The sequence below is a fragment of the Cupriavidus taiwanensis genome (genome assembly GCF_900249755.1).
In the GTDB taxonomy this organism is placed as follows: Bacteria; Pseudomonadota; Gammaproteobacteria; order Burkholderiales; family Burkholderiaceae; genus Cupriavidus; species Cupriavidus taiwanensis_D.
In genome coordinates this window covers 726795-748358 of the sequence record NZ_LT976854.1, presented here as the reverse complement: position 1 = coordinate 748358, position 21564 = coordinate 726795, and the positions used below count along the sequence as shown (strand labels likewise).

The following is a 21564-nucleotide window of genomic DNA, read 5'->3' as shown; positions in this document are numbered from 1 at the left end:
GCCGGGGTGGCGTTGGTCCGGAAGTCATGGAATCAGTCTATTCGGGCAACGTTTCCGGCGCTTCTCGATTCCTGATCGGTCGCGTGACCTGCCTGGCGATACAGGACGGGATGCCCTCGGCCTCGCGCGCGCAATCCCGCCGGTAAATGCTGGGCGAGACGCCCACCAGCTCGGTGAACCGGGAACTGAATGATCCCAGCGACGAGCACCCGACCTCGAAGCAGACCTCGGTCACAGTCAGGTCGCCGCGGCGCAGCAGCGCCATGGCGCGCTCGATGCGCCGGGTCATCAGGTAGGCGTAGACCGACTCGCCATAGGCCAGCCGAAACTGCCGGCTGAGGTGGCCCGCCGACATATGGACGCCCCGCGCGAGCGCCTCGACATCCAGCGGCTGGGCATAGTCGCGGTCGATGCGATCGCGGACCCGGCGCAGGCGGGCCAGGTCACGCAGCACGGTGTCGGGGGGCGCGGCAGGCATCGGCGTATGCTGCCATGCCCGGCGGGCGGGCTCAAGCCCGGCCGCCGGCCACCGCTGCCTCATTGCTGCGGAATACCGGTGTCCTTGACCACCCGCGCCCAGCGCTCGCGCTCGCTCTTGATAAAGCTGCCGAAATGGTCGGGGCTATCGCCGCCCGGGACGCCGCCCAAATCCGCCAGCCTTGCCTTGATCTCCGGCTCGCCCAGGATGCCGGCGACGGTCTTCTGCAGCCGGTCGATCACCTCCGGCGGCGTGCCGGCCGGCGCGACCAGGCCAAACCATGCCGTCACCTGGAAGTCGTTCACGCCGGCTTCCTTCATGGTGGGCACCTCGGGCAGCTCGGGCACGCGGCTGGCGCTGGTCACGGCCAGCGCGCGCAGCTTGCCCGAGCGGATATGCGGCAGCGAACTGGGCAGGTTGTCCACCATCATGGTGACCTGTCCCGCCACCAGGTCGGCCACGGCGGGTGCCGCACCCTTGTAGGGAACGTGGATAAGGTCAGTGCCGGTGCGCTTGCGGAACAGCTCGCCGCAAAGGTGGACCGACTGGCCCGTGCCCGAGGAAGCAAAGGAATACTTGCCGGGCTGCGCCCTGGCCAGCGCGACCAGTTCGGCCACGCTACGGGCCGGCACGTTGGCATTGACCACCAGGACATTGGGCACCGACACCACCATGGTGATCGGCGCGAAGTCCTCGGCGCGGTAAGGCAGTTGCCGGTACAGGCTGTAGTTGATGGCATTGGGCCCGATATTGCCCATCATCAGGGTATAGCCGTCGGCGGCAGACTGCCTGAGCGCCTGCGCGCCGATGATGCCGCCTCCGCCGGCACGGTTTTCCACCACCACCGGCTGGCCCAGCAACTCGCCCATGCGCTTGCCGACCAGGCGCGATGCAATATCGGTGGTACCGCCCGCGGCCGCCGGCACGATCAGCCGGATCGGCTTGTCGGGATATGCCGCCAGCGCTGCGCCCGGCGCCGCCGCGATGGCAACACCAAGCGCCAGCCACAGCCCATTGAAACCCTGCTTCATCGTCGTCTCCTGTTATGGTCGCGCCACGTTTCTGTGATGGGGTTCTGGTGCGGCGTCGAGAGACGATAGATCGCCCGTGCGGGCGGCGTGAATTCACGTTTCGAGAAAGAAGGGTTCGGCCTGCCGGAAGCCGCGCGCATTCTTTGGCGCGCGCTCGGCGCACCTTCGTGCCTGCCGTGAAAAGTCCGGCCTTTGCATCAACTTTTCCCACGTCTTTAACGCAGGTTCCGGCATCAACACGGCGGTTTCCGCGGCTGGCCGGCCCTGCGCCAACTCAAGTTCCGCACGAACCTGCCGATATCGGCCTTGAGCCGGCAGATTCCGTGGATGGATGGTCCATCGCCGGCAAACCAGGAGAAGCACAACCGTGACGATGATCGAACCGATTGCAGCCAGTGCAGCGGCTGCCGTGTCGATGGACGCGCCCGCGGCAGGCCCGGCGGCCTCCGCCGAAGAAAGCGCCGCCGCGCCGGGGATTCGCCCCCGGCCGGCGGCCAGCACCGAGATCCATATCTCGGCACCCGGCCAGGCGCTGGCTGGCGGCAAGCAGGCCCCGGCGGTGCGCGACAACAGCGATGTCGACGACAGCGGCCTGCCCGATCAGGCCAAGGATGCGATCAAGCGCCTGCGCGAGCTGCGCGCGCAGCTGGAGCGCAAGCTGCAGGAGCTGGAGGCGGCCAAGAATGCCAACACCGGCACGCCGGATCAGAAACGCGTCCGCATTGCGGTGCTGCAACAGGAAATCGCCAGCCTGGGCGCCGCCATCACCACCACCACCGCGACGCTGAACCAGGCCATCCGCGACCTCTCGTCAGAGCAGCAGATGCTGGCGGGCAGCCTGGCGATGCACTAGCGCGCCAGGCGGCTGCGTTCAGTCGCGATACGCCCACAGGTCGGCCACGCGGCCGCCATCGTCCGCGATCAGGCGGAACGCGGCCGGCTGGTAGTCGGCATCGACGGCCAGCACGCCGGTAGCGCTGGCGGGCAGCGTGCCGCAGGCCGACGCGGACAGCTTCAGGCTCAGCGTATTGGGCATGGCCTGCGCCGCAAGCGATCCCGATAACTGGCACGCCGAAGCGCCGGGCGCGATCTTGCCCTCCGCCGTGACCGTGAAGCTGGCGCTGGCGCCCGAGGGCAGCACCGTGGTGTAGGCGCCGGCCACGCTGGCAAGTTCGACGCTCGCGGCAGGCACGGCAGCGTGGCTCAGCAGCTTGACGCTGGCCGCCGCGTCCGCGCCCGGTGCGGCAACCCAGCTGCCGCCCCGGTCGCGGCGATAGATGGCGGTGGCCTTGTCTTCGGCATCGGCCAGCGCCAGGTAGCGGCTGCCGTCCGTGCCGGCGTAGTACTTGCCGACGGTCGGGTTGTCGGCATCGCCCACGCTGACGACGTAGGCGCCGGGATCCAGGTCGGTGACCGACAGGGTCGCGGTGGCGGGCGGTGCGCTGTTGTCAGGCGCGTCGTTGCCGCCGCAGGCGGCGAGCCCCAGCACGGCTGCAAGGGGGAACAGGGAAATCAGGCGTTTCATCGCGACCTGCCTCACTGACCGAACAGTTCACCCAGGCGCAGGCGCAGCCATTGCTGGCCGGCGGGGCGCTGGTCGAAGCCGATCTGCATGGCGGTGACGGCCGTCCTGGTCTTGTAGACGACGGACTCGTCCTCGGCCTGCGCGGCGGTCGGCGTGCCGCTGCCGGCGCCGATGCCCAGTCCGTACGGCGCCGTGCCGCTGAACTTGAGCGCATAGGCGTCGAAGGTGCCATGCCGCGAGAACGCGAACGGCGTGGCCGCAGTCGGCGCGTTCGGGAAGTTGACGTTCAGTGCAAGCCCCGCCGGCAGCAGCGCGCCGCCATTGGTCTTCGCCTGCAGCGTGCTCACCAGCTTGATGGTCAGCTGCGCCACCACGCCTGAAACAGGGCTGGCCAGCCCGGCATTGTCGACCGAATCCGTGCCCGCGCTCAGCGCGATCGACGGGATGCCGCGCGAGGCGGCGAACTGCGCATTGCTGACAGTGCCGGAACTGTTCACGATGCGGCCGACGTTCTGCCCTTCGTTGGGCCCGGACAGCACCAGGTCCGGCGCCTTGCCCCAGCGTGCCGGCGCCAGCACGTCCAGACCATACATCGTCGCCATCACCGGCGTGCCGTGTGCGTAGTGGTAGTCGCCGTTGGTGTAGCCGGGCTTGGTGAAGGGCCCCACCGCCGGCTCGCCCGTCTTCGCCGCGCCGTTGTGGCAACCGCCTTCGGCCTCGACCTGGGTCTTGTCATTGTCCGGCACGATGACCGTGGTGCTGTACATCACGATGCCGGCGCCGCGGCCGCTCTGGCCGGTGCAGGGCACGCTGACGATGACGTTGTGGCCGGCGCCCTTGAGCGCGTCGTACAGCGCCTTCAGGTTGCTGGTCAGGCCGTCGTCGTTGGTCAGCAGGATATTCAGGGCGAAGGCAGGACTCGCCGTGGCGGCCAGCAAGGCCGCGGCGATCAGGCGGGATTTCATGTCGGTGTAGGTCGAGGCGGTTCAGGAATGCGGGCGTGGCGTGCCCGCGCGGCAGGCAAGTTACTGCGGGCAGCCCGGTGAGGCTGGCCGGGGACGCCCGCGCCGCCAGCGCCGCTGTAGGTGGCGCGGGCCGGGCGCAGCGCCCTGGGTTGTCCGGTGGTGGACGGACGCTACCTTAACCGCGCTTGATGACAGTTGCGTGAACAACAAGGGGCGCCATGCGTCATGCCTCGAGCGTTGAGGCGATGGGGACCGCTGAGTGGTGCGGAGATGGGGGCGACGCGCAAGGCAGGTATGGCGCCGCGGCGCGCCAGGCTACGACCCCACCTTCAACTGGCCGCCGCGGCCCAGCCCGCCTTTGACTTCCTGGGCCTTGTAGTTGCGCAGCGAGACCACCATGTTGTTGTAAGCGTCCATGAATGCCGCCACGGTGGCCTTGCCTTCAGGTGTGCGTGAGAAACCGGCGAGCCCGCCGGCCGCGCCGCCGCCCAGGGCGCCGAAGGCGGCACCGATATTGGTTGCCGTGGAGTTGCCTTCCGAAATGGACAGCTGCACGCCGGACCGGATGTCGAACATGGTCAGGGTTACGACCGATGCCTTGCTTTGCATGGCGCCGCCGACGAGTGCGCCGACCGCGCCGAACAGACCACCCACACCAGCGGCCAACTGGCCCGTGGAGTCGTTATCGATGATGATAGCTGGCTCCATGTAGTAGTCGGCCGCGACGCGCTGTCCCTTCTGCTGGCGCGAACCGGCCCGGAACTCGCCGGAATTGCGCTGCTTGTCGGTAATGTTCGAAAGCTTGCTTTCGGTGCGGTTGTTGCCGATCGAGGTGATCACGAAGCAGTTTGACTGCTGCACCGCCAGGCGGATCAGCGGCTCGATGGTAGTGACTTTGGTGGCTGCGCCGAAGCTTGCATACCATTCCTTGCCCCGGCCATCATCCACGGCCAACGTGCCCAGCGGCTTGTCGCAGCGCTCCAGCGCCGAATTGGCATTCACGCTGGTCGCCCCGCCCGCTGCGCCGGTGGCAGCCGTCGGTGCGGTGCCGGTGCTGATGATGCCGCCCCCGCTGGCGCAGCCAGCCAGGATCAGGGATGTGGCCAGGCCGGCCACGCGCAGAGAAGTCTTGTTCGGCATGAAAACGCGTTCCTGTTGACTGAAGTAATAAGAAAAATCGGGGATGACAGGGCCTAGCGGGGTTGCCAGCCGGCGCGGCCCCATACCCAGTAGTACGGATAGCTGCTGTACCAGGCCACCCAGGATTTGCGGTAGGCTTCGCGCACCTGGTACAGGCTCTGCTCGTCCATCTTGGCTGCTTGCGCTTGCGGCAGCAGATCCCGTGCCTCCTTGCTGCCTTTCGCTGCAGCGCGCGTCAGCCACGCCTCGGCTTCAGCAGGGTCCGAGCCCATTTCCTCAAAACCCATCAGGTAGATTCGCCCAAGCGCCAGCTGGGCCTGCATATGGCCGTTGTCGCCGGCCTTGCGCAACCATTGGAGGGCCTGATAGCTATTGCGCTCCACGCCATCGCCACGCAGCAGGCGCAAGCCGAGGTCGTAGGCCGCGTTCGGATCGCGCTCGGCCACCGCTGCCAGAGCCTGCATACGGTGATCGGCATCCGCGGGGGCAGCCTGCCCTGTGGCGACGCGGCGATCCTGGTCGGTACAGGTGTTGCCGTTGCACAGGCGTACTGTTGGCGACTGGGGGGACAGCTGGTCTGCTGGCGCCTGCGCGGCGCATGCTGCCAGGCCAGCAACCATCAAAAGCATCAGAAACTGAATATTTCGCATAAACGGAATGTCCTGATACATCTACATTTTCTGTAACCTACAACATTCTATTGTAACAAAATGTATGTAGTCTAGCCCCGCCGCACTAATGCCGCACTCCTGAAAAGATGCCTTGCCGGACGAAGGACGGAAAACGGCTTCCACGGCCCCAGGGGCAACCAGGCAAGCCGGTGTTAATGGAGGCCCCGGCTCCGCACCAGCAGCCGCCCCAGCATCAGGCTCAGATCCACCAACTCCTTGGCCACCAGGTGGCGCACGTCGCCCTGGCGCTGCCAGGTGCCGACCACGCGCAGCAGCGCCAGCAAGCGCCTCCCGGACCGTTTACTCTGTCATCGCCGAACCTCCATTGGCAGTTGCCGATCGCATCATAGGGATATCTCCATCGACTGCTTTCGATTAGCAACTGCACACACATTCGCAGGGTGATCTTGGGCAGCGTCTGTGTTCCCAGACATCAATGCGGCCAGCGTATTCGGCCAGGAGCCAGGGGTGGCGTACCGCCATGAAGGGCACGATGGCGGCAAGGTCCGAGGCTTCGATTGGCCGTACGCTACGGTAGCCGGCGATGTAGTGCAGCCACCGGCCCGGCCATCAAGGACGACCCCCGGGCCCGTTACTCCCCTTGGTGGGAGGGAAGTCGATCCTCTGGCATGGATACGCTGCGATGCATGATGGCTTGTCGACCGACGCATGACCTGAGTTTCCGGCCAGTACGGGATTCGCAGGAACTTGCTACATTGCTGACTGCTGGCGAAAACAGCCCAGGCAGCTGCCCCGCTCACCGCAAACCGACAGACCAAGGAGACATCGAATGCGCACCGCACTTCAACTTCGTTCGCAAATCAAGAGCAGCGGTGAACTCGAGCTGTCGCTAGAGAGCATCGACACGCCGCGGCCTGGTCAGGATGAAGTGCTCATCCGCATTGAAGCCTCTCCTCTCAACCCGTCCGATCTCGGCCTGCTGTTCGGTGCGGCCGACATGAGCACGGCCAAGGCCAGCGGCACGGCCGAGCGCCCCATGGTCACCGCGCGCGTTCCGGAAGGCGCGATGCGCAGCATGGCGGGCCGCCTGGATGTGTCCATGCCGGTTGGCAATGAGGGCGCGGGCGTGGTCGTCGATGCAGGCTCGTCCCCTGCGGCGCAAGCCTTGATGGGCAAGACCGTGGCTGCCATCGGCGGCGCGATGTACTCGCAGTACCGCTGCATTTCGGCGGACCAGTGCCTGGTCCTGCCCGAAGGCGCCACGCCAGCTGACGGCGCGTCGTCATTCGTCAACCCGCTCACCGCACTGGGCATGGTCGAGACCATGCGCCTCGAAGGACATAGCGCCCTGGTGCACACCGCCGCGGCCTCCAACCTGGGCCAGATGCTCAATCAGATCTGTCTCAAGGATGGCATCAAGCTGGTGAACATCGTGCGCAAGCAGGAGCAGGCGGACCTGCTCAAGGCACAAGGTGCGGTCCACGTCTGCAACTCCGCGTCGCCCATGTTCATGCAGGAGCTCACCGAGGCACTCGTCGCCACTGGCGCAACGATCGCGTTCGACGCCACGGGCGGCGGCAAGCTCGCCGGCCAGATCCTCACCTGCATGGAAGCGGCCTTGAACAAGACGGCCCGCGAATACAGCCGCTATGGCTCGACCACCCTCAAGCAGGTCTACCTCTACGGCGGCCTGGACACAAGCCCGACCGAGTTCAACCGCAACTTCGGCATGGCGTGGGGCATGGGCGGCTGGCTGCTGTTCCCGTTCCTGCAGAAGATCGGGCGCGAGCGGGCCAACGCGCTGAAGCAACGCGTGGTGGCGGAGCTGAAGACCACCTTTGCCAGCCACTACTCGAAAGAGATCTCGCTGGCCGAGGTGCTGGACCTGGACGTGATCGCCGTCTACAACAAGCGCGCGACGGGGGAGAAGTACCTGATCAACCCGAACAAGGGCCTGGCCAGGTAAATCACCCGGGGCGCCTTGCGCGCTTACCGTGTCAAGAACCAGACGCTGCGCCACAGCCAGCGGCGCGTCGCGGCCGGCAATGAGTGAGCGCTTTCCAGTTCCGCGGCGGTGTGGAACGCCAAGCGGGGAACGCCGTTGATGCTCCCGGTACCCAGCGTTGCGCTGGACTTGCCCCTGCGCGTGCTCGTGCGCGACGACTGCCAGGGCAGCACCCGGGCGAGCCCCCGTCACCCCAACCTTAGAGCAGGCGTCGACGGTACATGGCTTCAGCAACGTTCCGGACAACATTGCGATCGCGCCCTGGCCGGCATACCTGGCCAGTATGTCAAAATTCGTTTCTGAAATGATCTGATCCATTGCCGCTCCGGCGTGGGTGTTCGAAAATGGTTTGTCGCCAATCCAATGGCGAACAGGTTTAGCAGCCTGTACACCACACGACGGACAGCGCCGCGCAAGCGGCTCTGTCCGTCGCGCCATCGAACGTCCACACCTGCGGGCGGGCCTTGGCAGGGGAGCCTCAGGGCTCGCCGGTTTGCTGGTGCCGGTCTGCTAACCCTGCCCTGTGCTCGCCCACCCGATTAGCAGCGGACGACGGGCCTCCATCCCTTTAGTTCGGAGGTCACCATGCCAAGCAACACCCCGGCTCCCCAAGAGCCCACCCTTGCCCAAAAAGCTCAACTGGCCGAGAACGTGGCCAAAGTGGACCGCGCCCAGGCCCGCCCCCACGCCAAAGCCGCTCCGCCGCCACCCAGCAAAGCCGTCACCCTGGAGGAGCAAATCCTCGAGGCCACTGACGACATCCTGCGCGTCAGCGCCGGCCTTCAGTCCTTCCTGAGCTTGCTGGACCTGCAAAGCGACACCATCCCCCAAGGCATCGGCCTCCACGCCCTGCTTTTGCCGCTCAAGCAACAGCTGGACGAGAGCGCAGATCGCCTGCAGGCACTGGTCTGACCAGGGAGAGCCAGCTTACCCGCCCGACGGATGAGCAGCGCTGAAAAGCAAACGGCGCGAGCCAACTAGTCTCGCGCCGTTTGCATCTCCCTCATTGGCGCCGTGCGTCTCAATGAAAATCCCGGCTCCCCACCATCAACCGTCCCAGCATCGGGCTCAGGTCCACCAGTTCCTTGGCGACCAGGTGCTGAATGTCGCCCTGCCGCTGCCAGGTGCCCACCACGCCCAGCAAGGTTGCGCCCAGCACCTCCTTGCGCTGGCGCTCGACCAGGTCTGGCCACAGGATCAGGTTGATGCTGCCGGTTTCGTCCTCGATGGTGGCGAAGATGGTGCCGCTGGCGGTGGACGGGCGCTGGCGTACGGTGACGATGCCGCAGGCGCGCACGCGCCGGCCGTTGCCGCAGCGCGCGAGCTGGCTGGCGGTGGCGAAGCGCATCGCCGCCAGCCGTGGCCGCAGCAAGGCCAGCGGATGCGACTTGAGCGACAGCCCCAGGCTTGCATAGTCCGCCGCGACGTCTTCGCCGAGGCGCGGCGCGGGTAGCGCCAGCGCTGCCTCGGGGGGCGGGGCTTGATACAGCAGGTCGCGGTGGGCGGCATGGGCGGCCACCGCGCGGGCCTGCCAGCGGGCCTGGCGGCGATGGCCCGCAAGCGGCGCCAGTGCGTCGGAAGCGGCCAGCACGTCGATGTCATGCCGGTCCAGTGCGGCGCGCAGGACCAGGTCTTCGACGCTGTCGAACGGGCGCTGCGCGCAGGCGTCTTCGATCCGCAGCGCGGCCGCCTCGCGCATGCCCTTGACGCGGCTCAGGCCGAGGCGCACGCGGGGATGTGCATCGCCCGCGCCTGCGGCCGGCTCCAGCGTGCTCTCCCAGCGGCTTACGGTCACGTCCACCGGCAGCACCTCGACGCCGTGCCGGCACGCATCCTGCACCAGCTGCGACGGCGAATAGAACCCCATCGGCTGGCTGTTCAGCAGCGCGCACAGGAAGGCCGCCGGGTGATGGCGCTTGAGCCAGGAACTCACGTACACCAGCTTGGCGAAGCTGGCGGCATGACTTTCGGGGAAGCCGTACTCGCCAAACCCCTCGATCTGCTTGCAGATCGCCAGCGCGAAGGATTCCGGATAGCCGTTGCCGGTCAGCGCGCGCACCAGCGCGTCCTGGTGCTGGCGCAGGTCGCCGCGCCGCCGCCACGCCGCCATCGAGCGGCGCAGCTGGTCCGCCTGCCCGGGCGAGAAGCCCGCCGCGTCGATGGCCAGCTGCATCACCTGCTCCTGGAAGATCGGCACGCCCAGCGTGCGGCCCAGCACTTTCTCGATCACCTGGTTGAAGTAGACCGGCGGCTTGCGCGTGCGGCGGAAGGCCTCGCGCCGCTTCAGGTAGGGGTGGACCATGCCGCCCTGGATCGGGCCGGGCCGCACGATGGCGACTTCCACCACCAGGTCGTAGTACTCGCGCGGCTGCAGCCGCGGCAGCATCGACTGCTGCGCGCGCGACTCGATCTGGAACACGCCGATGGTGTCGGCCTTGCAGATCATGTCGTAGGTTGGCTTGTCTTCCTTCGGGATGTCTTCCATGCGCGCCGGCAGCCCCGCGCGCGCCGGATCGGGGCTGGGGTTGGGGATCATCTCCAGCGCGCGCCGGATCGCCGACAGCATGCCCAGCGCCAGCACGTCGACCTTGAGCAGGCCCAGCGACTCCAGGTCGTCCTTGTCCCACTGGATCACGCTGCGGTCGGCCATCGCCGCGTTCTCGATCGGCACCAGCCGCGACAGCTTGTGCCGCGCGATCACGAAGCCGCCCACGTGCTGCGACAGGTGGCGCGGAAAGCCGCGCAGCTGCGCGGTCAGGCTGGCCCACTGCTGCACCGCCGGCGATTCGGGATCGAGCCCGTAGCGGGCGATCTTGTCGACAAAGCCGGGGCCGCCGTCCCACCACGCCTGGCCCTTGACCACCTGCTCGACCACGCTGGCATCGATGCCCAGCGCACGGCCCACGTCGCGCAAGGCGCTGCGCGAACGGTAGGTGATCAGCGACGCCGCCAGCGCGGCGCGATGGCGGCCGTATTTGTCGTAGATGTACTGGATCACCTCCTCGCGCCGCTGGTGCTCGAAATCCACGTCGATATCGGGCGGCTCATCGCGCTCGCGTGACAGGAAGCGGCCGAACAGCAGGTTGGCCTGCTCGGGGCTGACCTCGGTCACATACAGGCAGAAGCACACCAGCGAATTGGCGGCCGAGCCGCGCCCCTGGCACAGGATGCCGCGCGAGCGCGCAAAGCGCACGATGTCGTGCACGGTGAGGAAGAACGGCTCGTAGTGCTTTTCCTCGATCAGCGCCAGCTCTTCGTCCAGCTGCTTGTCCCACTCCGGCTTCAGGCCGTTGGGAAAGCGCTCGCGCTTGCCCCGCTCGACTTCCTTGCGCAGGTAGGAGATCGGCGTCTCGCCGGGCGGCACCAGTTCCTCGGGATATTCGTAACGCAGCATGCCCAGCGAGAAATCGCAGGTCTGGGCAATCTTCAGCGTCTGCGCCAGCGCCTCGCGCGGGTACAGGCGCGACAGCACCTGGCGCATGCGCAGGTGCTGCTCGGCATTGGGCGCCAGCGCCATGCCGCATTCGGCCAGCGGCTGGCCCAGCCGGATCGCGGTGAGCACGTCTGACAGCGGCTTGCGCGAGCGCACGTGCATGGTGACCGCGCCGGCCGCGGCCAGCGGCACGCCGGTCTGGGCCGATACCGCTTCCAGGCGCGCGCGGTGCAAGGCATCGGCATGGCCCTGCAGTTGTTCCAGCGCGATCCAGGCGCGCTCGCCGAACACGGCGCGGCACCACTCGGCCTGCGCGAGCAACAGTTCGGGCTCGGCGCAATAGTCGGGCAACAGCAGCGCCACGCAGCCGGGCATGCCGCGCAGGTGGGCGACGTCCTCGGCCGGCGCGGAGAGATCTTCGGGATGCAGCCGGTAGCTGCCCTTCTGCGCGCGCCGCCGGCCCAGCGTGATCAGCTCGCTCAGGTTGCCGAAGCCCTCGCGATGCTGCGCGATCAGCACCAGCCGCAGCGGCATCTGCTGCGCGCCCTCGGCCGGGACCAGGCTGAAACGGCTGCCGATCAGCAGCGAGAACGCATCGGCGGCGCGGGCCAGCGCCTGCAGCCGCTGGTGGCGGCTGGCGTGGAAATCGGGATCGTCGTCGCCGGTGCCGAAGGCATCGGCGTCGTCCAGCAGCGGTTCATCGACACCTTCCTCGCCGCGTGCCGCGCTGCGCGCGACCGCGTCGTGCAGGCGCTTGCGCAGCGTCTCGATGGCATCGTGCGCGCGCGCGGTGCCGGCCACCGAGCATTCATCGGTCAGCGCCAGCCCGCGGTAGCCCAGGCCGAAGGCGCGCTCGATCAGCTCGCCCGGATGCGAGGCGCCGGTCAGGAAGGTGAAGTTGGAGATGCAGTGCAGCTCCACGTAGTCCGGCAGCGCCGGCAGCAAACCCGGCAACGAGGCAGACAGCGAGGGGGGCAAAGGCGGCGCGCTCATGCGAACAACCCATGCAGGAACCAGCGGTATTCGCCGCCATCGTCCTGCGCGGCATGGCCCGGACGCTCGCGGAAGATCCAGCAGCGCAGGCCGTCGGCGCGCTCGGCGATAAAGTAGTCGCGCGTGGCCAGCGCCCCGTCCCACCAGCCCGCCTCGATGCGCTCAGGGCGGCTCAGCAGCGCCAGCGGGCCGCCGTGGCAGGGCCGGTGGCGCTGCACCGGCAGCGGCAGCGGTTGCGGCAGCAGCCACAGCGGGCGCTCCGGCTGCGGGCCCGGCAGGCTGGCGGCCTTGTTGCCGCCGGGCTCGTCGACCGGGCACCAGCGGTTGGCGCGCTCGGGCCGGTGGTCGGCCAGCGGCCGCGGCTGCAGCACGTTGTCGCGGCCCAGCCGCGCCATCAGCGTATCGAGCAGGCGGCCCAGGTCTTCCGGCGTGCCGCCGGGCTCGGGGAACAGCGCCTCGCTTTGCGGCACGCACGCGGCCATGGCCTCGACGCGCAGCGCCAGGCCGGTCACCGGGGCGTGGAAGCTGAGCTTGTCGAGCTTTTCGCGCAGCAGCCGCGACAGGTGCGCGGGGTCGCGGCTGGGCTGGGCCAGGCCCAGTGGCACCGGGGTGCCTTCGGTGTCCACGCCGCGCCGGTAGCGCTCATGCTCCAGCACCAGCACGCAGCGCGTCACGCCGGCCTGCTGCACCGCCAGCCAGCCCGCCAGCGCCAGCAGCAGCCGCTGCGCGCCGGCCAGCACGCCTTCGGCGGATTCGATGCGGCCCGGCAGGTCCATGCGTTGCACGAACGCGGGCGGCGCCACAAACCAGGAAAAGCGCGCCGGCGCCTCGCCATAGGCCTGGTCCAGCCGCGCCAGCAGCGCCGGGCCCAGCCGGCGCGTCAGGCCCGCGCGCGGCAGGCGCCGCACCTCGCCCAGCGTGCGGCAGCCAATGCCGTCCAGCCAGGCCGGATCAGCCAGCGTATGCAGCGCCTCCACCGGCAACCGGTCCAGCAGCCGGTGCAGGCGCGCCATGCCCACGGCGCGGCGGGCGGGCCGCACCACGCCGCGCCGCGTGCGCCGCAGCGGCTGGCGCGCCAGCCACGCGGCGCCGTGCGCGGTCGGGCCGCAACCCACCTGGGCCACGGTGCCCAGCTGGCGCACGCAGGCACGCACCGCGCGGCACAGCGCGCGATGGCCGCCGAACAGGCGCAGGCTGGCGGTGACGTCGAGCATCACCGTGGCCGACTCCGGTTCCTCGTCGACGGTCACGCCCGGCGTGAAATGCAGCAGCGCCAGCGCCACCGACTCCATCAGCGCGGCTTCCGCGGCCGGGTCGCGCTCGAGCTGCACGATATCGGCCGACAGTGCCTGCACGCCGCCGCGGCGCATGCCATAGCGCACGCCGAGCTGCATCGCCGGGCCGTTGGCCAGCACCACCTGCTCGCGCGCCATCACCGCCACCGGCAGCGCATGGTGCAGGGTGGCGGTGGCGGCAGGCGGGCTCGCGGCGGGCGCCGGCTCAGGCCAGTTGGGCTGCAGCGCGTCCAGCGGCAGGCGCGGCAGGTGCACCGCGATCCAGTACGGCATCGGAAGAAAGCTGAGAAGACTGAGCCAGCGGCTCAGACGAGGCAGGCGCGCCTGCCGGGACCGGCCAGGCGGCCGCGCGCGTGGCCGCCGCCATGCCGTCCAGGCGCAGCAGCAGCGGCGTGTCGCGCACCGGCCCGCGGCGCTTGTGGAAGGTGATCGACAGCACGTTGCCGGGCAGCGGCGCCAGCAGCAGCCGCAGCACCGCGGGCGACGACTCGCGCAGCGCCGCGGCCGGGCGCAGCGCCCAGGCCACCGCGTCGCTGGCCTGCGCCAGCACCTGCAGCCGCCGCAGCGCCTCGGGACGCGCCGCAGGCAGCCACACCAGCACGCCGCCGAAGGCCTGGCTGCGCAGCACCTGTTCGGCCGCCCACAGCATGTCGGCCTGCTGCGCGGCCCTGGCCGATCCGGCCGGGGGGCGCACCCAGTAGCACTGCCGCGCCGGCAGCCCGGCCGCGGCCAGCCCCATCGCGTTGGGCAGGTAAGGCGGCGCCACCAGCGCGATGCGCCGCCCCGCCCCGGCCAGCGTGCGCAGCGCCGGCAGCAGCAGGCGCATTTCTCCCGCACCGCCCTGCGTGGTCAGCAGTTCGGTCAGGCCGCCGGCCGGCCAGCCGCCGCCGGGCAGTTCCGCCGACAGCGCGTCATACCCGGTCGGGCACACCGCGGCCCCGCCGGCGCGGCCCAGCTGGCCGGCGCGCCACAACCCGGGATAGCGCTGCTCGAGCGCCGACAGCGCCTGCTGGCGCTCGGCCGGGGCAAGCCCGGCAGGCTCGGGGGCAGCCGGCGCAGGGAAAAGCAGACCCTCCGCCGCCCTTGGCGGGGCTGCGTGCAATGGCGCAGTCATGTGGAGTCAAGGTCGCTCGCCAGCAGTGGCGAGGATTTAGGATATTTACGATAACTGTATATTTATACAGTATCCGTGACAAGGCAAGAGGTAACGGAGGGGGGTGGCTGCAGAGGCACAAGGTCATGTTTCGGCGGCGTGCGGGCGCACCTTTGCACGTCTGCCTTTGGTCACAGAAGCTGTTCTGCACTATCATTTCACGGAATGATTCCGTATGAAAAAAGCTTCTATCGAATGATACGCATGAGGTCGACCAAGGCTTGTATCATTCTAAAGAATGATTTCTTACATCAACTAATGCCATGTCATTAATTTCCCAATGCCGCGCGTTGCGCGAAGCCCGGGGCAAGAGCCTCGGCGACCTCGGGCGGATCCTCGGCATGGCGGCGCAAAACCTGTCGGCCATCCTGCTCGGCAAGAAAGACAGCCGCGCTTCCACCCTCGAAGCACTGGCCGCGGCGCTGGACGCGCAATGGGTGCTGGTACCCAACGAGCGGCTTGCCGAAGTCCGCCAGGTGCTGGAGGGCAAGGGCAGCGGCCCCGACCGCGGCGCCCGCGCCGCGCTCGATATCTTCCTGGATCAGCAATGAGCTACGCCCTGCATCCCCGCTTCCTGGAGGTTCGGCTATATGACCGGCTGTGCGGCTACCTGTGCGAGGCCGGCGGCAATGTCCGCTTCGTGCCCGCCGATGAATTCCGCGGCGACCCCGACCGCCCCACGCTGAGCCTGTCGATCACCGTGCCGACCGAAGCCGGCCGCCGGGCCACCGCCGAGGTGCTGGACAACCCCTTCCATCCCGCGGTCTACAGCACCGGCCATGAACTGCCGCCCTACTTCGCCGGCCTGCTGCCCGAGGGCGAACTGCGCAAGCGGCTGGAGGCCACGCGCAGCCACCCGGAAGACAAGGACGATTTCGGCATCCTGGCCTCGGCCGGCAACGACCTGCCCGGGGCTGTCGTGGTCCGGCCGGCGGATATCGGCGCCTTGCCCGCCTACGCGCGCGCCTATGGCGTGACCGGCGGCGCCGACAACCTGGAAATCGCCGTGGTCGAGGGCGCCACGCAAGGCGCCGCGTCGGTGTCCGGCGTGCAGAACAAGCTGGCCCTGTCGACGGTGCAGGACGGCAAGCGCTACACGCTGCCGAGCCACGGCAAGCTGTCGGACATCATCGCCAAGCTGCCGGCCCGCAACGACGACTCGCAGGTGTTCAACGAATCGGTGTCGATGCAGCTCGCGGCCGCCGCCGGCGTGCATGTCGCCGCCACCCGGGTCTTGCCGATATCGACCATCGCGGTCGACGGGCTGGCCGAGGCCCTGGGCGAGCACCTGCACTACCTTGCGGTCGACCGCTTCGACCGCACCCCGGCCGGGCGCGTGCATGCCGAGGACGGCTGCCAGATGCTGGGCCGGATGCCGGCCCGCAAGTACGCCAGCATCGACGGCTACGTGCAGCTGGTGGCCACGCTGTACCGCCTGAGCCCGGGCGGGGTCGAGCATGTGCGGCAGTTCTTCCTGCGCCAGGCGGTCAATACGCTGATCGGCAACAGCGACGCGCACCTGAAGAATTTCTCGGTGACCTACCCCAATGGCTTGCTGCCGGTGCTGTCGCCGGCGTATGACATCGTCTGCGTGGCGGCGCTGCCCGGCTTCGCCTCGTACGGCCAGAACGTCGCCATCGACCGCCTGCAGCGCGAGGAAACCCTGGCCACGTACGAGGCGATCGCCGCAAAAGCCGGCGTGCCGCGCCGCATCGCCACCGCCGCGGTCAAGGAAGCGGTGGCGCTGGCGCATGCCCGCTGGCCGCGCCTGCTGGACGAGCTCGACGCACCGCGGGCCATTCGCGAGGTCGTCACCGAACGGCTGGCGACGCTGCCGCTGGCGCGCGCGGGGCGCCCGGCCCGGTGACCGGCCCGTGCCGGCAGCGCCGTCGTCAACACCGCCAGCATCGCCATCGCGGATAATGCGCCATCCCCTCATCGCCCTCACCCCATCGACCTCGCCCCATGTCCGCCAGCAGCCCCAGCCCCCGACGCATCGACTGGACCACCCTGTTCCTGCTGACCTTTCCGCCGCTGAGCTGGGCCGGCAATGCCATCGTGGGCCGGCTTGCCGCCGGCACGGTGCCGCCGGTCACGCTGAACTGGGCGCGCTGGGTGCTGGCCGGCATGGTGCTGGCCCCGTTTGCGTGGCGCGGCGTGGTCGAGCACCGTGCGGTGCTGCGCCGGCACGCGGGCGTGATCACCGCCATGGGCATCCTGTCGATCGCCAGCTATAACGCGCTGCAGTACCTGGCGCTGACCACCTCGACGCCGATCAACGTGACGCTGATCGGCGCGTCCACGCCGCTTTTCCTGATCGTGATCGGCGCGCTGTGCTTTGGCGAACGCGTCAGGCCCTGGCATGTCGCCGGCGCGCTGCTGTGCATGGTCGGCGTGACCTTCGTGCTGGTGCGCGGCGAACTGGCGCGGCTGGCGCAGCTGGACCTCGTGCCCGGCGACCTGTTCATGCTGGCAGCCACCATCGCATGGAGCGCCTATACCTGGCTGCTGCGCAAGCAGCGTCCCGCGCTGCCGCTGCCCGTGCTGCTGTTCGCGCAGATCGTCACCGGCGTGCTGGCCAGCGCGCCGGTAACGGCATGGGAGCTGCTGACGCTGGAACAGCCGCTGCAATGGAGCGGCAAGGTCGCGGGCATCCTGCTCTATGTGGCGACCATCCCGTCGCTGCTGGCCTACTTTGCCTGGGACCGCGCCATCGCGCGCGCGGGCGCGCAACTGCCGGTGTTCTTCATCACGCTGACGCCGGTCTTCGCCGCGCTGCTGTCCACGGTGCTGCTGGGCGACTGGCCGCGCTGGTACCACGGCGTCGGCCTGGCCGCGATCGCGGCGGGGATCTGGCTGGCGCAGCGGCGCTGACGGCCGCCGCCTCCGTTCAACGGGCCATGACCTTGTCCGGCGTCATCGGCGTGCTGCGCAGCCGCTTGCCGGTGGCGTGATAGATCGCATTGCTGATCGCCGCGGCCACCCCCACCAGACCGATTTCGCCCACGCCCTTGGCGCCGAGGCTGCTGACCACGCGGTCGTCCTCGTCGACGAAGATCACGTCCAGCTCATGGATATCGGCATGCGAGGCGATGTGGTACTCGGCAATATTGCGGTTCATGAAGCGGCCCAGCGCATGGTCGCTGTGCGTCTCCTCATGCAGCGCCTGGCCGATGCCCCACACCATGCCGCCGAGGATCTGGCTGCGCGCGGTCCTGGGGTTGATGATGCGGCCCGCCGCCACCGCGCTGACCACGCGCGTCACGCGCACGGTGCCCAGCGCCTCGTCCACGCGGACCTCGCAGAACACCGCCGAGTGCGCGGCGCGCGTGTACTGCTTCTGCCTGAACAGATTGGGCAATTGCAGGAACGAGGCTTCGATCTGCTCGCGTCGGGCCGCCTCCAGGATGCCGGTCAGCGGCAACGACACGCCCGGGCTGGCACGCAGGCTGACGCTGCCCTGCTCGAACACCAGGTCCTCGTAGCGCGCACGCTCGAAGCCGGAACCCTGCATGCGCCGCGCCATGTGCCACAGCATCCGGCGCAGCTTGTCGCAGACGCCGTCGACCGCCGTGCCCACCGTGGCCACATGCGACGAGCCACCCTCTACCGGCGCCACCGGCAGGTCCGAATCGCCCAGCACGAACGTCAGCTGCTCCAGCGGCAGGCCCAGCGATGCGGCGGCGATCTGGCTCATCACCGTCAGCGTGCCGGTGCCGATGTCGGTGGCGGCACTGGCCACTTCGAGCCGGCCGTCGGCGCGGAACACCGCGCGGGCGCGGCTGAACATCTGCAGCGCATCCCAGGTGCCGCTGGCCATGCCCCAGCCGATCAGCTCGTGGCCATCGCGCATCGAACGCGGCTGCGGCGGCCGCGCGGCCCAGCCGAACCGTTGCGCGCCCTGCTCGTAGCATTCGCGCAGCGCCTTGCTCGAGAACGGCAGGCCGCTGGCGCCGTCGCGCTCGGCGTAGTTCCTGAGCCGCAGCGCCAGCGGGTCCATCCCCACCGCATAGGACAACTCATCCATCGCCACCTCGATCGCATGCACGCCGTGCGCGGCGCCCGGCGCGCGCATGTCGGCCGGCGTGGGCTGGTCGAGATCGACCAGCTGGTAGTCCTGCCGGCTGGTTTCGGACGCATAGAGCTGCGTGGACCAGTTGACCACCACCTCGACGTAATGCTCCATGCGCGAGGTCTCGGCCACGGCCTCGTGGATCAGGCTCACCAGCCTGCCGTCGGCCTCGGCGCCCAGCCGCACGCGCTGCCAGGTTTCGGGCCGGTGGCAGAAGGTGAACATCTGCGGCCGCGTCAGCACCACGCGGACCGAGCGCTCCAGCGCCAGCGACGCCATCACCGCCAGGATCAGCTGGTACTGCGGCCGCAGCCCTGAGCCGAAGGCGCCGCCCACGTATTCATTGCGCACCGTGACCTTGCGCTTGGGCAGCCCGAACACCCGCGACACCATCCAGCGCGAATTCTGCGAGCCCTGGGTCTTGTCGTAGATGGTCAGGTGGCCGTCGCCGCCGCGGATCACCGTGGTGGCATGCATCTCCATCGGGTTGTGGTGCTCCACGCCGCTGTAGAACTCTGCGTCGACCTGGCAAGGCGCGCGCGCGAAGGCAGCATCGGCGTCGCCGCGCGGCCTGGGCGGGCCGGAATAGCCTGCCTTGAAGCGCATCGGCTTGCCGGCGCGGCCCAGGTGGTCCAGCAGGCTGGTCTCGTGCTGCCACGCCTGGTACCGCACGCGCACCAGCATGGCGGCATGCCGCGCCGCCTCGAAGGTCTCGGCAACCACCAGCGCGACCGGCTGGCCGCTATACCAGATGCGCGCATCGTGCAGCGGCTTGAACGGCGACCCGGCAGGCGCCACCATGTCCTTGTAGAACAGGTCGAGCGAACGCACGCGCGGGCGGCGTTCATGGGTCAGCACGTCCAGCACGCCCGGCACGGCCAGCGCCGCGCTGCAATCGATCGACGCGATGCGTCCGCGCGCAATGGTGCTGTTCACCACAACCCCATGCGCGAGGTCGAAGGCCGGATGCTCGGCGGCATAGCGCGCCGTGCCGGTAACCTTGGCCACGCCATCGATGCGCGCGACCGGCGCGCCGATGCCGACCGGGCCCGTGCCGGGCCGTGCGTGCGGCGCGCATTGCGGGATCGGATCGTTCATGGCAATGCCTCCTCGCTGAACGCGTCTTCGCCGGTATTGCTCAGCACGCCGGCGACGGCCATTTCCAGCGCGCGCACGATCGCGCGCTCGGCCAGCGCAAGCTTGAAGCTGTTGCCGGGCAGGCTCTCGGGCACGGCCGGGCCGCCCCAGGCGCGCGCATCGCGCAGCAGGAAGCGAGCTACCGATGCAAAGTGCTCGGCGGTAGCGGGCCGGCCCTGCAGCTGCGCCTCGGCCTCGGGATCGCGCCACGGCTTGTGCGCCACGCCGCCCAGCGCCAGCCGCGCGGCGCGCACGGTGCCATCGTCGGCCAGGTCCAGCGCGGCCGCCACCGACACCAGCGCGAAGGCAAACGACGCGCGCTCGCGGAGCTTCAGGTAGCAGGCATGGCGCGCGAACTCGCCGGCGGGCGGCAGCACGATGTGGGTAATCAGTTCATCGGGGCGCAGCGTGGTGTCAATGTGCGGCCTGTCCTCCGGCAGCCGATGGAATTCATGAAACGGAATCTCGCGGCGCCCGCTGGCCGACGCCACGTGCACCACCGCGCCCAGCGCCGCCAGTGCCACGCACATGTCGGAGGGATGCGTGGCAATGCAATGCTCGCTCGCGCCCAGGATGGCATGCTGGCGCGCCAGCCCGGTCGCCGCCGGGCAGCCGGTGCCGGGCTCGCGCTTGTTGCAGGGCACGCCCGGATCGTAAAAGTAATAGCAGCGCGTGCGCTGCAGCAGGTTGCCGCCGTTGGTCGCCATATTGCGGATCTGCGCCGAGGCCCCGGCCAGGATCGCCGCGCGCAGCAGCGGATACTGCCCGCGCACCAGCGGGTGCTGCGCGGTATCGGCGTTGCTGGCCAGCGCACCCAGCTTCAGCCCGCCCTCCGCCGTCGCCTCTATCATCCGCAACGGCAGCTGCCTGACGTCGACCAGCGCGGCCGGATGCATCATGCCGCCCTTGACCAGGTCGATCAGGTTGGTGCCGGCGGCCAGGAAGTGCGGCGCGCGGTCTTCGCCAAGGCTTTGCACGCCCGCGGCCTGCTGCGCGGCGGCGATCGACTGCAGCGCGGCTTCCACCGTCATCGCGCGCTCATAGCGGAACGGGTTCATGACGGCTCCTGGTCGCTGTCCGGCAGCCGGGCGACTTCGGCAATCGCTTCGACGATCTGCGCATACGCTCCGCAGCGGCACAGGTTGCCGCTCATGCGCTCGCGGATCTCCTGCCGGCTCGCCGGCGGATGCTCGTTCAGCAGGCCCAGTGCCGAGCACAGCTGCCCCGGCGTGCAATAGCCGCACTGGAACGCGTCGTGGTCGATAAAGGCCTGCTGCAGCGGATGCAGCGCGCCGCTGTCGCGATCGGCCAGCCCTTCCACGGTGGTGATGTCCGCGCCGTCATAGGACACCGCCAGGCACAGGCAGGACTTCATGCGCCTGCCGCCAATCAGCACTGTGCACGCGCCGCACTGGCCGTGGTCGCAGCCCTTCTTGGTGCCGGTAAGCTGCAGCTGCTCGCGCAGCAGGTCGAGCAGGATCACCCACGGCGCCAGCGAAAGCTCATGGGTGATGCCGTTGATGTGCAGCGTCGTGGGGATCTGTTGCAGTGCGCCGGCCGCGTCGGAAGCCGGGGGAGCAAGCGGGTCTTCCTGGGCCATGGGGCGCCTCCGCTGGGTCACGTTCTGGGGGGAAGTGAACGGAGGCAGCAAGCGGCATGCCATCGGGGGCCAAAGCTCGGCGACGTCGCAACCTGCCAGCGCATG

19 protein-coding genes and 1 pseudogene are annotated in these 21564 nt (G+C 69.0%); 7 read left to right on the top strand and 13 right to left on the bottom strand.

Annotated elements, in window-relative coordinates; genetic code table 11:
* Positions 1–37: 37 nt before the first annotated feature.
* Together CBM2594_RS19205 and CBM2594_RS19200 are read right to left on the bottom strand one after the other, a co-directional pair.
* On the bottom strand, positions 38–478 hold the full coding sequence (locus tag CBM2594_RS19205; RefSeq protein WP_116358402.1) for a helix-turn-helix domain-containing protein: 441 nt from the start codon (positions 476–478) through the stop codon (positions 38–40).
* Between the two features lie 59 nt (positions 479–537).
* On the bottom strand, positions 538–1509 hold the full coding sequence (locus tag CBM2594_RS19200; RefSeq protein WP_116358401.1) for a Bug family tripartite tricarboxylate transporter substrate binding protein: 972 nt from the start codon (positions 1507–1509) through the stop codon (positions 538–540).
* A gap of 373 nt (positions 1510–1882) precedes the next feature.
* On the opposite strand from CBM2594_RS19200, the gene CBM2594_RS19195 reads away from it, so the two are divergent.
* Positions 1883–2362: a hypothetical protein gene (locus tag CBM2594_RS19195; protein WP_116358400.1), complete on the top strand. Its 480-nt coding sequence runs from the start codon at positions 1883–1885 to the stop codon at positions 2360–2362.
* 18 nt (positions 2363–2380) lie between these two features.
* Here the strand turns inward: CBM2594_RS19195 and CBM2594_RS19190 are convergent, their stop codons facing one another.
* The 5 genes and pseudogenes from CBM2594_RS19190 to CBM2594_RS27035 all read right to left on the bottom strand — a co-directional run.
* The gene (locus CBM2594_RS19190; protein ID WP_116358399.1) at positions 2381–3034 is read right to left on the bottom strand and encodes a hypothetical protein; all 654 of its coding nucleotides are present in this window, start codon (positions 3032–3034) and stop codon (positions 2381–2383) included.
* Between the two features lie 11 nt (positions 3035–3045).
* The gene (locus CBM2594_RS19185) at positions 3046–3999 is read right to left on the bottom strand and encodes a 5'/3'-nucleotidase SurE (RefSeq protein ID WP_116358398.1); all 954 of its coding nucleotides are present in this window, start codon (positions 3997–3999) and stop codon (positions 3046–3048) included.
* A gap of 315 nt (positions 4000–4314) precedes the next feature.
* Positions 4315–5139, bottom strand: coding sequence for a hypothetical protein (locus CBM2594_RS19180; protein ID WP_116358397.1), 825 nt, complete (start codon positions 5137–5139; stop codon positions 4315–4317).
* A gap of 53 nt (positions 5140–5192) precedes the next feature.
* Positions 5193–5789, bottom strand: coding sequence for a tetratricopeptide repeat protein (locus CBM2594_RS19175; RefSeq protein ID WP_116359683.1), 597 nt, complete (start codon positions 5787–5789; stop codon positions 5193–5195).
* A 173-nt stretch (positions 5790–5962) separates the two neighbouring features.
* A pseudogene (locus CBM2594_RS27035) lies at positions 5963–6085 on the bottom strand (error-prone DNA polymerase); the annotation flags it as partial.
* A gap of 515 nt (positions 6086–6600) precedes the next feature.
* Here CBM2594_RS27035 and CBM2594_RS19170 point away from each other — a divergent pair.
* The 3 genes from CBM2594_RS19170 (at position 6601) to CBM2594_RS19165 (ending at position 8688) form a co-directional block, all read left to right on the top strand.
* On the top strand, positions 6601–7737 hold the full coding sequence (locus tag CBM2594_RS19170; RefSeq protein WP_116358396.1) for a zinc-binding dehydrogenase: 1137 nt from the start codon (positions 6601–6603) through the stop codon (positions 7735–7737).
* A gap of 138 nt (positions 7738–7875) precedes the next feature.
* The gene (locus CBM2594_RS27145) at positions 7876–8079 is read left to right on the top strand and encodes a hypothetical protein (protein WP_373457598.1); all 204 of its coding nucleotides are present in this window, start codon (positions 7876–7878) and stop codon (positions 8077–8079) included.
* Between the two features lie 282 nt (positions 8080–8361).
* The gene (locus tag CBM2594_RS19165; RefSeq protein WP_116358395.1) at positions 8362–8688 is read left to right on the top strand and encodes a DUF1484 family protein; all 327 of its coding nucleotides are present in this window, start codon (positions 8362–8364) and stop codon (positions 8686–8688) included.
* A 109-nt stretch (positions 8689–8797) separates the two neighbouring features.
* Here the strand turns inward: CBM2594_RS19165 and CBM2594_RS19160 are convergent, their stop codons facing one another.
* From CBM2594_RS19160 to imuA, 3 genes are read right to left on the bottom strand one after another with little or no spacing between them, the layout of a single operon-like run.
* Positions 8798–12202, bottom strand: a complete 3405-nt coding sequence (locus CBM2594_RS19160) for an error-prone DNA polymerase (protein ID WP_116358394.1) — start codon at positions 12200–12202, stop codon at positions 8798–8800.
* The gene (locus CBM2594_RS19155) at positions 12199–13770 is read right to left on the bottom strand and encodes a Y-family DNA polymerase (RefSeq protein ID WP_116358393.1); all 1572 of its coding nucleotides are present in this window, start codon (positions 13768–13770) and stop codon (positions 12199–12201) included. Before CBM2594_RS19155 ends, CBM2594_RS19160 begins: the two co-directional genes overlap by 4 nt.
* On the bottom strand, positions 13703–14611 hold the full coding sequence (gene imuA, locus CBM2594_RS19150) for a translesion DNA synthesis-associated protein ImuA (RefSeq protein ID WP_116358392.1): 909 nt from the start codon (positions 14609–14611) through the stop codon (positions 13703–13705). The genes CBM2594_RS19155 and imuA overlap by 68 nt, the downstream gene beginning before the upstream one ends.
* Before the next feature lie 302 nt (positions 14612–14913).
* Between imuA and CBM2594_RS19145 the strand changes: the two genes are divergently transcribed.
* The 3 genes from CBM2594_RS19145 to CBM2594_RS19135 all read left to right on the top strand — a co-directional run bounded on the left by CBM2594_RS19145 (position 14914) and on the right by CBM2594_RS19135 (position 17524).
* Positions 14914–15201 (top strand): helix-turn-helix domain-containing protein, encoded by a 288-nt coding sequence (locus CBM2594_RS19145; protein WP_174078039.1) that lies wholly within the window; start codon positions 14914–14916, stop codon positions 15199–15201.
* Positions 15198–16517, top strand: a complete 1320-nt coding sequence (locus CBM2594_RS19140; protein ID WP_116358390.1) for a type II toxin-antitoxin system HipA family toxin — start codon at positions 15198–15200, stop codon at positions 16515–16517. The genes CBM2594_RS19145 and CBM2594_RS19140 overlap by 4 nt, the downstream gene beginning before the upstream one ends.
* A gap of 98 nt (positions 16518–16615) precedes the next feature.
* The gene (locus CBM2594_RS19135) at positions 16616–17524 is read left to right on the top strand and encodes a DMT family transporter (RefSeq protein WP_116358389.1); all 909 of its coding nucleotides are present in this window, start codon (positions 16616–16618) and stop codon (positions 17522–17524) included.
* 16 nt (positions 17525–17540) lie between these two features.
* Here the strand turns inward: CBM2594_RS19135 and CBM2594_RS19130 are convergent, their stop codons facing one another.
* From CBM2594_RS19130 to CBM2594_RS19120, 3 genes are read right to left on the bottom strand one after another with little or no spacing between them, the layout of a single operon-like run.
* Positions 17541–19820, bottom strand: coding sequence for a xanthine dehydrogenase family protein molybdopterin-binding subunit (locus CBM2594_RS19130; RefSeq protein WP_116358388.1), 2280 nt, complete (start codon positions 19818–19820; stop codon positions 17541–17543).
* Positions 19817–20917, bottom strand: a complete 1101-nt coding sequence (locus CBM2594_RS19125) for an FAD binding domain-containing protein (RefSeq protein ID WP_116358387.1) — start codon at positions 20915–20917, stop codon at positions 19817–19819. The genes CBM2594_RS19130 and CBM2594_RS19125 overlap by 4 nt, the downstream gene beginning before the upstream one ends.
* Positions 20914–21459, bottom strand: a complete 546-nt coding sequence (locus tag CBM2594_RS19120) for a (2Fe-2S)-binding protein (RefSeq protein WP_116358386.1) — start codon at positions 21457–21459, stop codon at positions 20914–20916. The genes CBM2594_RS19125 and CBM2594_RS19120 overlap by 4 nt, the downstream gene beginning before the upstream one ends.
* Positions 21460–21564: the final 105 nt, after the last annotated feature.

What these genes read in the sequence shown, in the direction of transcription:
- CBM2594_RS19145 (WP_174078039.1), top strand. Translation starts at nt 14,914, where the DNA reads ATGTCATTAATTTCCCAATGCCGCGCGTTGCGCGAAGCCCGGGGCAAG.
- CBM2594_RS19125 (WP_116358387.1), bottom strand. Translation starts at nt 20,917, where the DNA reads ATGAACCCGTTCCGCTATGAGCGCGCGATGACGGTGGAAGCCGCGCTG.
- CBM2594_RS19200 (WP_116358401.1), bottom strand. Translation starts at nt 1,509, where the DNA reads ATGAAGCAGGGTTTCAATGGGCTGTGGCTGGCGCTTGGTGTTGCCATC.
- CBM2594_RS19130 (WP_116358388.1), bottom strand. Translation starts at nt 19,820, where the DNA reads ATGAACGATCCGATCCCGCAATGCGCGCCGCACGCACGGCCCGGCACG.
- CBM2594_RS19190 (WP_116358399.1), bottom strand. Translation starts at nt 3,034, where the DNA reads ATGAAACGCCTGATTTCCCTGTTCCCCCTTGCAGCCGTGCTGGGGCTC.
- CBM2594_RS19180 (WP_116358397.1), bottom strand. Translation starts at nt 5,139, where the DNA reads ATGCCGAACAAGACTTCTCTGCGCGTGGCCGGCCTGGCCACATCCCTG.
- CBM2594_RS19195 (WP_116358400.1), top strand. Translation starts at nt 1,883, where the DNA reads ATGATCGAACCGATTGCAGCCAGTGCAGCGGCTGCCGTGTCGATGGAC.
- imuA (WP_116358392.1), bottom strand. Translation starts at nt 14,611, where the DNA reads ATGACTGCGCCATTGCACGCAGCCCCGCCAAGGGCGGCGGAGGGTCTG.
- CBM2594_RS19185 (WP_116358398.1), bottom strand. Translation starts at nt 3,999, where the DNA reads ATGAAATCCCGCCTGATCGCCGCGGCCTTGCTGGCCGCCACGGCGAGT.
- CBM2594_RS19120 (WP_116358386.1), bottom strand. Translation starts at nt 21,459, where the DNA reads ATGGCCCAGGAAGACCCGCTTGCTCCCCCGGCTTCCGACGCGGCCGGC.
- CBM2594_RS19135 (WP_116358389.1), top strand. Translation starts at nt 16,616, where the DNA reads ATGTCCGCCAGCAGCCCCAGCCCCCGACGCATCGACTGGACCACCCTG.
- CBM2594_RS19165 (WP_116358395.1), top strand. Translation starts at nt 8,362, where the DNA reads ATGCCAAGCAACACCCCGGCTCCCCAAGAGCCCACCCTTGCCCAAAAA.
- CBM2594_RS19140 (WP_116358390.1), top strand. Translation starts at nt 15,198, where the DNA reads ATGAGCTACGCCCTGCATCCCCGCTTCCTGGAGGTTCGGCTATATGAC.
- CBM2594_RS19175 (WP_116359683.1), bottom strand. Translation starts at nt 5,789, where the DNA reads ATGCGAAATATTCAGTTTCTGATGCTTTTGATGGTTGCTGGCCTGGCA.
- CBM2594_RS27145 (WP_373457598.1), top strand. Translation starts at nt 7,876, where the DNA reads ATGCTCCCGGTACCCAGCGTTGCGCTGGACTTGCCCCTGCGCGTGCTC.
- CBM2594_RS19170 (WP_116358396.1), top strand. Translation starts at nt 6,601, where the DNA reads ATGCGCACCGCACTTCAACTTCGTTCGCAAATCAAGAGCAGCGGTGAA.
- CBM2594_RS19205 (WP_116358402.1), bottom strand. Translation starts at nt 478, where the DNA reads ATGCCTGCCGCGCCCCCCGACACCGTGCTGCGTGACCTGGCCCGCCTG.
- CBM2594_RS19160 (WP_116358394.1), bottom strand. Translation starts at nt 12,202, where the DNA reads ATGAGCGCGCCGCCTTTGCCCCCCTCGCTGTCTGCCTCGTTGCCGGGT.
- CBM2594_RS19155 (WP_116358393.1), bottom strand. Translation starts at nt 13,770, where the DNA reads ATGCCGTACTGGATCGCGGTGCACCTGCCGCGCCTGCCGCTGGACGCG.